The 11,282-nt window shown below is 34.5% G+C and carries 9 protein-coding genes; all 9 read right to left on the bottom strand.

Going from position 1 to position 11,282, the window contains the following annotated elements; all coding sequences use genetic code 11:
• Positions 1 to 133 precede the first annotated feature (133 nt).
• Complete coding sequence (locus tag COZ07_RS08585) at positions 134 to 1,123, bottom strand: sugar phosphate isomerase/epimerase (RefSeq protein ID WP_406608153.1); 990 nt, start codon at positions 1,121 to 1,123, stop codon at positions 134 to 136.
• 45 nt (positions 1,124 to 1,168) lie between these two features.
• A complete protein-coding gene (locus COZ07_RS08580; RefSeq protein ID WP_406608152.1) occupies positions 1,169 to 2,341 on the bottom strand; it encodes a Gfo/Idh/MocA family protein in 1,173 nt (390 codons plus the stop codon).
• A 74-nt stretch (positions 2,342 to 2,415) separates the two neighbouring features.
• Positions 2,416 to 3,351, bottom strand: a complete 936-nt coding sequence (locus COZ07_RS08575) for an ABC transporter permease (RefSeq protein WP_406608151.1) — start codon at positions 3,349 to 3,351, stop codon at positions 2,416 to 2,418.
• Between the two features lie 9 nt (positions 3,352 to 3,360).
• Positions 3,361 to 4,857: a sugar ABC transporter ATP-binding protein gene (locus tag COZ07_RS08570; protein ID WP_406608150.1), complete on the bottom strand. Its 1,497-nt coding sequence runs from the start codon at positions 4,855 to 4,857 to the stop codon at positions 3,361 to 3,363.
• An 86-nt stretch (positions 4,858 to 4,943) separates the two neighbouring features.
• Positions 4,944 to 5,960: an ABC transporter substrate-binding protein gene (locus COZ07_RS08565; RefSeq protein WP_406608149.1), complete on the bottom strand. Its 1,017-nt coding sequence runs from the start codon at positions 5,958 to 5,960 to the stop codon at positions 4,944 to 4,946.
• Positions 5,961 to 6,367: 407 nt separating this feature from the next.
• Positions 6,368 to 8,263, bottom strand: a complete 1,896-nt coding sequence (locus COZ07_RS08560; protein ID WP_406608148.1) for a thiamine pyrophosphate-dependent enzyme — start codon at positions 8,261 to 8,263, stop codon at positions 6,368 to 6,370.
• Positions 8,264 to 8,517: 254 nt separating this feature from the next.
• The gene (locus COZ07_RS08555) at positions 8,518 to 9,426 is read right to left on the bottom strand and encodes a sugar phosphate isomerase/epimerase (protein ID WP_406608147.1); all 909 of its coding nucleotides are present in this window, start codon (positions 9,424 to 9,426) and stop codon (positions 8,518 to 8,520) included.
• Between the two features lie 482 nt (positions 9,427 to 9,908).
• Positions 9,909 to 10,541: an RpiB/LacA/LacB family sugar-phosphate isomerase gene (locus tag COZ07_RS08550; protein WP_406608146.1), complete on the bottom strand. Its 633-nt coding sequence runs from the start codon at positions 10,539 to 10,541 to the stop codon at positions 9,909 to 9,911.
• Between the two features lie 387 nt (positions 10,542 to 10,928).
• On the bottom strand, positions 10,929 to 11,114 hold the full coding sequence (locus COZ07_RS08545; protein ID WP_406608145.1) for a hypothetical protein: 186 nt from the start codon (positions 11,112 to 11,114) through the stop codon (positions 10,929 to 10,931).
• Positions 11,115 to 11,282: the final 168 nt, after the last annotated feature.

The raw sequence follows: 11,282 nt of genomic DNA, 5'->3' as shown, positions 1-11,282 counted from the left end.
TTTTGAGTCCGTCTGCGTCAATACTTTGGGGGTAGTTTTTTTAGTGAAAAAATATCCTCTGGTTTTAGGCAAACTTACTCCTAATATTGTTTAGGTTACAGTAATACATGGTTATCTACTTTCTTAAATATTTTTAATTTTTCATCGCATCGTCAAAAGCGGCTATATTCGAATTGAAGTTAATTTTTCTCACAAATTCTAAAGACTCTTTGGCTCCATGCACACGGTCCATTGCACTATCCTCCCATTCAACGGAAAGTGGGCCGGTATAGTTGTTGGCATTTAATTCGCGAATTATTTCTTCAAAGTTAACATTGCCATGGCCAAGTGAACGGAAATTCCAACCACGCCTTAGATCCCCGAATGCCAGGTGAGAACCAAGAATCCCTGATTTACCATCAAGGGTAACAGCGGCATCTTTCATATGAACATGATAAATACGCTCCGGAAAGTCTCTAATTAATATATGAGGAGTTACTCCCTGCCATATTAAATGACTCGGGTCAAAGTTTATACCCAATGTCGGCCTATAATCAAAAGCTTCTAGCAAACGCTTTGTAGTATAATAATCATAAGCTATTTCAGTCGGATGGATTTCTAAAGCAAACTTAATTTCATAATAATCAAATTCGTCAAAAATTGGTGTCCAGAGCTTTACAATTTCCTGATATGCTTCTTCAATCATCTTCTCCGGTGTTTGAGGAAAAGAATAGAAATATTTCCAAATTGGGGAACCCGTAAAACCTATTACAAGTGAACATCCCATATTTTTTGCAGCTCTTGGAGCATATTTCATCTCTTTAATGGCCCATTCTCTAATTTTTTCAGGATTACCTTTAACTTTATCGGGAACAAAATTATCCAACCTTTTATCATATAAATCCCCAACACACTGACCTGCGAGATGGTTACTTAAAGCCCAACATTTTAAATTATATTTTTCTAAAATTGCCTTTTTTTCTTCAACATAGGACATATCTTTTGCAGCTCTTTCAACGTCCATATGATCACCCCAGCAGGCAATTTCTAATCCATCATAACCAATCCCGCTCATTAATTTACTTACTTCTTCAAAAGATAAATCTGCCCATTGTCCAGTAAAAATTGTTATTGGTCTATTCATTATATAACCTCCCTAAAAACATTCATTTTTATTAAGAATTATATTTTAAAAATCTACCCATATCGAACCTTTTTTTGAACTTTTGACCGCTAAATTGATAAATTTAACACCGCTTATACCATCATAAACAGTGGGATAATCATAATCCTCTCTTTTAAAGTTATAATCTGATTTTTTAGATAACAATGCATCTGCAAAGTTTTTATAAATATTGGCAAATGCCTCATAATAACCCTCAGCATGCCCACCTGGAATTCGTACATTATTGGCTGCCAATGGATAAATTTCATCACGCCCTCTTGATAATTTCTCTTCTGGTTTATCAAGATAGACAACTTTTAAATAATTAGGATCTTCCTGGTGCCATTCAATACTACCCTTTGTAGCATAAATTCTTATCTTCAAATCGTTGCCATGACCAATTGCAATCTGTGAACACCAGTAAAAACCACTTGCATCGTTATCATATTTAATCATGATCCCAGCATTTGTATCCAAAGTTCTGTTTTCACCTATTATATCTAATTTAGCACAAAGGGATTTAATCTTTAAATCAGTAATATAAGATACGGTATTTTCAATATGGCTTCCAATATCTCCCACACAATTAGAAATCCCCGCCATTTTGGGGTTAGTTCTCCATGCTGCCTGAATATTGCCCTCGTTCTCTACAGTATTAGCAAGCCATTCCTGGGGATATTCAGCCATAACCATCTTGATCTCTCCTATATCCCCATGACGAATCATTTCACGAGCATGTTTAACCATTGGAAAACCACTATAAACATAAGTAACGCAAAAGAGAAGTTCTTTTTCTTTTGCCAAATAAGCTAGTTCTTCTGCTTCTTCAACTTTAAAACACAAAGGCTTATCACAGACAACGTTAATACCATTTTTCAAAAAGGTTTTCGCAATTTTATAGTGAGCATAATTTGGAGTGACTATTGAAACAAAATCAATTTTATCCTCTCTTGCTGCCTCTTTTTCAGCCATTTCTTCAAAGCTTCTATAAAGCCTTTCTGTATCTAAGCCTAACTTTTCCCCCGTAGATAAGGTATTATCAAAACTCCTAGAAAAAGAACCTGCAACCAACTTTGCTTTTCCATCAAAATTAACAGCTTTACGATGAACATCACCAATAAAAGAACCCGGTCCACCACCGACCATGCCATAACCTAAAACTTCATTTATCGCATCTACTTCTTTTCCTTCAATCACTTTTTTCACCTCCATCATTTGTTTAAAATAAGTTTTTATTAGTAGTATTGTGGTTTGCAGGGTGATAATAAAACCTAACGTTTCCCTCTTTGGAGTAAGACAGCTCCTATGATTAATAACCCCTTTACTGTGCCTTGTAAGTATGGGGAGACACCTAACATATTTAGCATGTTGTTTATAATACCAAGAAGTATAGCCCCAAAGACGGCCCCAGATATATACCCACTTCCTCCTGCCATAGACGTTCCCCCTATAACTACAGCAGAAATTGCATCTAACTCAAAGTTCAGTCCTGCATTGGAGGAACTTATAGAGTTTAATCTTGACGACAAGAGAAAAGAGGAGATGGCTACTGAAATTCCTACTATTATATACGAAATAACCCTCACTCTATCTACATTAATAGCAGCATACTGGGCTACCTTTTCATTTGACCCTATTGCACAGATATATCTTCCATACCTTGTATTATTTAATATAATATGAAATACAATCGCTAATCCAATAAATATCCAGATAGGAATCGGGATAAATAAGAACGAGCCCATTCCTATAGAGGGAAAGATTTCACTTTTCGAACGGAATTCTCCTGCACTAATGATGTATAAAGTTAAGGACCTAAATATAGCCATAGTCCCTAGTGTAACAATAAATGGAGCTATTCTACCCTTTGTAATTAATAGTCCATTTATTGTTCCTCCAATAATACCAAGGAGTAATCCAAAAAGAATAGATATAATTATTGCTCCTATCCCTCCACCGAAATGGTTTAACACGAGAATAATTATTCCGCCTACTAATGCAGTCATAGAACCTACAGATAGGTCAATCCCCCCACCTATAATAACAAAAGTCATGCCCAATGCAATAATACCAGTATAAGACACTTGTCTTAAGATGTTGAGGATATTTTGAAGCTGCAAGAAATATGGGCTAGCAATAGAAGATATAATAAAAAGTAATATTAAAATAAAAAGAGACCCATACCTCTCGTAATTAAGTTTTTTCATTTTTCCCTCCTACCCCTTTAACCCAGTAGCATAAAACATAATTTCTTCTTCATTGATCTTGTCTCCTTCTAAAACACCTGTAATTCTACCATTATGCATTACTATTACTCTATTAGACATACCTATGATCTCTTCTAGTTCTGATGAGATCAATATACAGGATAAACCAGATATTGCTAAATTATGGATGAATTTATATATGTCTCTTTTTGTACCGACATCGATTCCCTTAGTTAGCTCATCTAAGATAAGAATCTTTGGTTCTGGGTCTAGAATTTTAGCAAGTGATACTTTTTGTTGATTTCCACCGCTTAAAAATTCCAACTTTGTATATATGGAATGAGCTTTAATTTCAAACGTATCTCCATAGAAGTGTACTTTTTTTATTTCTCTTTTAACGTCTATTAGTCCTAAAGAATTGCAGTATTGAGGAAGGGATGTCAAAGTTATATTATTTTTTACATTAAAATTTCTTAAAATACCTATCCCTTGCCTATCTTCTGATAGATAACCTATCTTATGTCTTACTGCATCTTCTGGTGAATTTATCCTACATTCTCTCTCTTTTATGAAGATCTTACCCTGATTTATCTTTCTAATCCCAATGATTGCTTCGGCCAATTCTGTCCTCCCTGAACCTATCAGTCCTGCAAATCCCAGTATCTCTCCTCTTTTTAGGCCAAAGCTTATGTTGTGTAGCAATCCATCTACTATCAAGCCTTCCGCTCTTAGAACTGTCTCCTCTTTAGGAACTACTTTAGGAGGAAAGATAGTATTTAGCTCTCGTCCTACCATTCTTCGAGCCATTTCATTTTCATCTATCTCTGTGATCTTGTTAAGACTTATAAAATCTCCATCTCTTAGTATCATTACTCTATCACATATATCTTTAATTTCTTTTAATTTATGGGAAATATAGATTATAGTGACTCCTCTTTCCTTTAACCGCTTCATTAAACTAAAGAGGATGTTAATCTCATGAAAAGTCAATGATTCTGTAGGTTCATCCATTATCAGTACTTTTGGATTTTGAGAGATAGCTTTAGCAATCTCTACCATTCTCTTCTGAGCAATACTTAAATTAGAGATCTTTTCTTGTGGATCGATTTCTGTCTCTAGACTTTTAAATAAATCTTTTACTTCTTGAGTCATCTCTCTTTTGTTAAGTAAAAAGAATCTTCCGGTTAATTCATTTCCCAAAAGTATATTTTCATATACCTTTAGAGTATTTATTAGGTTTACCTCTTGCGGGATGGTAGCTATGCTTAAATTCTTAGCTATAATTGTGTCTCTAATTTTCACTGGTTTTTCTTCAAAAAATATTTTCCCTTTGGTAGGGGTAAATATTCCATTTAATACCTTTGTAAATGTTGATTTTCCTGCTCCATTTTCTCCTATGATTCCAAAAATTTCACCCTTTTTAATCTCTACGCTTATATTCTTAAGGACATAAACATCAGAGAATTCTTTAAAAATACCATCTGTTCTTATTATTGTACTTCCCATTTTCTAATCTTCCTATCGTTTATAATTATTTAAAGGCAGATGGGAGACGAACTCCCAACTGCCTTTAAACTGTCTAAGTTAAGAGATTAGTAGATGTTATCTGGTTCATAGTAATATTCGGCATTTTCTTTTATAATCATTTCTGTTGCCAAGATAATCTTTGATGGAATTTGTCTTTGATAGAAGCCAGTTAGAGATTCATGTTTTAATCCCATAACAGCAAGGCTTATGCCACTAGCAATCATAGATGGTGAATAAGTAGGTGTAGCCCGAACTAGTGGGTCGCCATCCATAATCATTTTAACTATATCCTTTGCGCCACCACCACCAAAAAAGATTTTTATATCTTTACGACCAGATTCTTTGTAAGCTTGAAGGGCTCCCTTTAAACAATCATCATCACCAGCCCATACTGCATCTATTTGCTTATACTTTTGAAGATAGTTTTCCATTATTTCTAGCCCTTTTTGGGTGGACCAATTTGCCGGCTGAGAATCGAGGATCTCTATATCTGGATAATTCTTCATCACTGCATTATATGCTTCTACCCTTTCAGTATTTATAACACAAGGAATTCCTTCGAGGATGACGATTTTGCCCTTTCCTTTTAGTTCCTTTGCTGTGTATTCGGCTGGTGCCCTCCCATATCCTGGGTTATCGCCAGCAATATATACATCTTCTACAGGTTTGAGGAGTCCTCTATCTACAGATACTATGTATATCCCCTTTTTCTTTACTTCTTCAACCACTGGTGTAAGTGGAGCTGAATCATAAGCAAGAATTACTAGAGCATTTATCCCCTTTACCATCAAGTCTTCCACCTGACCTACCTGTTGAGATGCTGACTCTGCTGTCACTAGATAGAATTCTATATTCTTATCTTTTTCCTGCCAATCTGAGATAGCCTTCTTTGCCCACCATACAATACCACCTGTCCATCCGTGGTCAGCACTTGGGATTGCTACACCTATCTTTAGTGTTTCTGAGGCAGCAAAAATAGTAGCATTGAATAAAAATAGAGAAGACAGAAGCACTAAGGTTAAAACTAATGCAACTTTACGCGCCTGTTTCATTACTAATTCCTCCTTTTTTACTTTTTTCAAGAATCATATTATTCACTTCATCCTTTTTCAAAGAGATTTTTAAACGCAAGTCTTACGAATCTCTATTGAACTACATCCTTTCACTCTTACATAGAAAAGTCCGTATCTATAACACCTTCATAGGCATACCCCCTTTCTTAATTTCCCTCAAAGAAACACATTAAATCTAGAGAGTTTTCTACTTAACGTTCTTCTCGTCTTTTCTTATTGGTAAAGATATGACTTTATTTATCTTCTGTGTAATCTATAAGGCTTTACCTGCATAGCTTGTAATAATATGAGCACGGGGCTCTTTTAATTTATACTCTAGACAAATTTTACTTCGGGATTATATTCAGCACACTCCTGCAAGCCTTCTATAAGCCTCTTCCACATAGAATGACTTACATAAAAATCAAAATAAATAATCAAAATCCAATTGAATGATGTTCTTTCTGAACCAGTTCACACCAATTGCCCACATTCCATTCACCAAAAACTCCCAATCCTCCTAATTCGTCAGCGCCACAATAAACCGGCACATGAATGACTGATAGGCCAGGAAATTTAAATCCTTCATGTAGAGCACTTACCAATTCCTGCGGAGAACTACCACCATATATACCTTTGGCTCCCTTAATAGAATTTGCCCAGGCTGCATAATCAACAATCACGCTGTCATTTGTCTTAAATGTTTTTCCATATTGCGCAACTTGCAGACTTGATATTGCTGACATACAACGATTATCGAAAACAATAATCATTGCTCTAAGACCGTGTTGAGTTCCATCCAGCAGAATTTGAGGATTCATCATAAAGGAACCATCTCCAACAAATGCGATACCATAAACTCCTTTATCTGCAATCGCATTGGCCAATAACGCGCTTAGCGCAAATCCCATATATGAGGAACCAGTATCAGTATATGTCTGGCCGTATACTGAATCTTCAACTAACTGAAAGCCATTAGCTTGAACATCACCAGAATCAAAATACTTAACTGCCTTATTTTTATCTGCAAAGTCACATGCAACCTTTATTGCTGCAGGCTGAGTCAGGACTTTTTTACCCCAGACTGGATCAAATATGGTGGGGTTGTCAAAACGTTTTTGTTTAAAATTTCCCCAATCTTTTTTCTTTTCAATATTCTCATTTAACCAGGGAGAGAATAATTTTTTATCTCTATTTAAACCATCTCTTTCTAAATACCTGATTAATTCAATTAAATTACCTTTTACATCACCAATTAAGGGAATCGCATTATTGTAATGGGTAGCATCATACATATCAATGTTAAAATTTATTATCCGTTTAGCGTGTTTCCATGCAGTGCCGGAACAATCCCATTGGCACACTCCTCTCGCACCAATCACAATTACTAAATCTGCTTCGTTCATAGCATAATTGCCACAAAGAGTTCCTTTCGACCCACCAACTATCATATTCCTTTTATATTGGTAGGGTATAATGCCTGAAACATTAGGACCTGTGACAATCACAGCATCTATTAACTCAGCTAAATGTTGAATCTCTGGTCCGGCATTGATAGAACCCCCACCAATTTTAATAGTAATCCTATTGCTATTTTTTACTAAATTAACTGATTTTTCAAATTGCCTCTCTTGATTACAAACCACAGAATTAATTGGTTCCAGTTTTGGAAATTCCATTAGGTTGCAATTTTTAATAATCATGGGCTGTATATTCATTGGCATTAAAAAGTAAAACGGGGAGGCAAAGCCAGGGTTGTGCACAGTTGCATAACCCCATCTCAGTGCCGTAAAAATTGCTTCGGGTGTATGAAGAACATAAGATTTACCCATAACGGAAGTTAATTTTAAAAACAATTCCTGCTCATGCTTTGGTATCTGTTGCATATTTGGACCTTCATTATGAGTACTTTCGTCTCCATATATATGATAGACACCTAATCCATTATTTGCAGATGCAAGTGACCCTGCAAGAGCATGCATAGCACCCGGCCCAATTGATGTAATAACCACAGATACTTCACCATATTGCCACCTTAGCGCGGTGGCTATATGTGCAGCTTCTGTTTCATGTCTTACGTTAAACATTTTCACCAGCCCTGCATCCTCATATATGCGTAAAACTTCTCCAATAGCTGTGGTCCCATGCCCAAAAATACCTATATATTTCGTTACCTTTTGATTTAAAAGACCTAGCACAAGGGCTTCTGAAAGAGAAATGTCCTCAAATTGTTTCAAATCACCTGATTCTACTGCAGTTTCTAAACTTCCTCTATTCTTTATTGCCTTTGCTCTCAACAATCGTTCTGAAATAGTTTTACTCATTCCAAACATTAAAATTCACTCCTGACTAATAACTTATTCATTTAGTAATTTCTTTAGCGTAATTACTCCTCTTCTGAATCCTTCAAAACAGGTTGCCTGGATAAAGTTCAAAATATAGTTTTATTCCAAGTTTTTTTGCATAAATAGCAATCTCTTTCCAAAAAGCAATTACAATCTTCTCCCATTGCCATTTAAGTATCCCACTGTTTACGTTTGACCAGGGACATACAATCCAAATAATAAAAATACGGTAAACCCAAGCCTTATAATTGATAGACCCCCTCTTGCAAATCGCAAATAATTGCATCAACTACTTTTTTGTTTACCTCTGAGCACCTAAATGGATTAGGGTTTTGCCAACAGTCTATTTGAATCCACCCTGTATAATTAGTATCTTTTAATGCCCCTAGTATCTCCATAATATTTATATCTCCTTCGCCGATAATAAGATGTTTTGAGGACGTTCCAAGTGTTTTTGATGAATTCCACCTTGTTCCATCATTATCAGCAAGATGTATATGTCCTATCTTCCCCTTAAATTCTTTTATTTTTCTTATATAACCTCCATTGCTCAGAAGATTAATGTGGGCAGTATCAAAAAGTATTTTAAAATTTGGGTTATTGATATCATTAACCACTGTTTTAGCAATAGTTAAATTAGAAAAGCATTCTACAGGTTCCGTCTCTTCAACAATATTCAGATTCTCCAGGTTTATATTTTCTTCTTGAAGAAGATTAAAGGTTTTCCTCAAAGTATCTAATATTCTCTGCGCAACTACCCAATCATTAATATCAGCCTGTTTTTCATCAGGCCAAATTGCAAGGTAATCCGCACCTAATTCTTTGGCAAAGATTACATTATCAACAATTGATTTCGCGCATAACATTCTTTTCCCCTCATCGGCATTTGCCCCCCAACGTAGAATTTTAGCCTGAACCCCTGCAATTTTTAAATTTCTAGAAAAATATTTTTTCTTAAACTTATTTATTTCATTAATATCTCTTAAATTTGATGGATACGGATCAATTGATAAATCTACAATCTCTACCCCATCATATTTCATTTCGACTGCATGGTCCAATATCAATTCGATAGGATCATGGAACTCGTATATCCCCAAATCATTTTTACCAGCTGACCAGCCATTAATTCCCAAACATATTTTCCACATATTCAAATCTCCCTTTCCTTAATTAAATATATTGTGTAATTAAAACGAATATTGCTTGTGGAGAAAAATCACTAAATTAAATCTTTCCCTACATACTTACGTTTATATCCCAACGGGTTTTTTCCCTTTGCATAATCCATTAATGTTTCTTTTCTATTTATCTACTAAATTTAATTTTGTCCGAATAATATTTCTTTACTAACCCCTTGCTTTCAAATTTATCAAAAGCCTCAAATCCAAAAGAAAAAAGCCCTTGTAACTAATGTCATCTAGTGTTTTAAAGGAATCCTTCCCGTTTATCGCCTCCTCTCCTACTATAGGAAATATAAAATCTTCTCTTCGAATTCCAGGTTTACCGGTGACATCTTTTAAATGTATCTACCTACTCTTCTCCTTCCTTCAGTAACAATTATTTCCATCTTTATCTCCTCTGGATATATAGTTGTAAAATTTCTCTATAGTTAAAATATTTTTGTAATTATCTACTTTTCACGTCTTTTTAATAAAATATCTCGAAGTATATCGTTTTCAATGTTTTCTACCTGCAATAAATCCCAAACTCCAGGAAATTTTAGGACATTTTTAACAATATTGCTATCTATTTTCTCAACTAAAATCTCAAAAGGAAGATGGACTTTTCGTGATATATCAGCTAAAATTTGCCTACTTTGCTGCTGTGATTTTTTTCTATGTTGAGGATATCCAGATCCAGAGTCTACACTAAATAACTTTTCAAAAATAAATTTTAAATTTACATCCCCTGCCCACCCATATCCTTGGTTCAGTGCAAGCGAAATACAATTCCCTCCATTTATTTGAGTAAAAAGCCAAGCATCGACTGGACTTGATATATGGCCACAAAAAACTCCTGGATACTGCATTACAGAGTTTAAAAAGCCCTGCCCAGTTCCACATCCTCCTATAACAAAATCAACTTTTTTTGTATTTAAAAGAAGAGCTCCAAGAAAACCTGTATCAATATAGGTAAGCTCTGGATATTCGCCAGTTTTTTTCATCCCTACATTGAAAATTTTATGATCAAATAGATCTAAAGCAGCTATAATATCTTTATTTTTATCAGCGGCACTAGTTTCATTAATTACTGCTATTTTCATTTCCTCTCATCCCCCTCTTATGTAAGTTATAATTAAGCTAATTGATCAACCTTTGGTTTAAAGACTTTTTCATCTTTATTCTATTTTTTTCAGTAATTTCTTAAATTTTCCCCTTTTTCGTATCATAGTTCGATGAGCCGCTTTAATTATATCCTCTATCACCATTCCATAATGATCTAATAGTGCTTCTGGATCTAGAGTTGTCTCAACAAAACTATGTTCGTTTAATATTCTATCTGCCTCTTTAACGTCTCAAAATAAAATTCAAGCAATCTAAATTTCATGTAACATTCTAATTTACTATTTACTTATTATAGATTTTTTCCAGATATGGTTTACGTTTATCTCTTTCTTTAGCTATCCTCTCAAAGGCCCAGGCGATATCTGCTATCTTAGGGGCATAGATACTTCAGCGGCGTCTAAATAAAATCTTTGGGTTTTTCCTTTCGTTTCTATAATCATTTTTAAAATTTCCGAATAACTTGCATCTGCAGATATCTCCTTGTTAAACAAATAATTATCTGTATCTAATCTTTCAAAGGGGAAACAACCCTCTATAGTGTCGATAATCACTTCCTGATAAATCCTTTGGACTAAAACTATATTTTTTATTTTCTTTAATGAAAGCTAAAAAGGTTTCTTTAGCTTAAGTATACTTTTGTATTAAATTTTCATAATTTTTATAGAATATTTTTTAATAATTCTTTGGAAAAACTTATTATAATTGTCTTTTATTTCGTA

This window comes from Candidatus Infernicultor aquiphilus (assembly GCF_002784285.1).
Taxonomy (GTDB): Bacteria; Atribacterota; Phoenicimicrobiia; order Phoenicimicrobiales; family Phoenicimicrobiaceae; genus Infernicultor; species Infernicultor aquiphilus.
The sequence above is the reverse complement of the archived record's forward strand: the minus strand, read 5'-3'. Positions and strand labels throughout refer to the sequence as shown.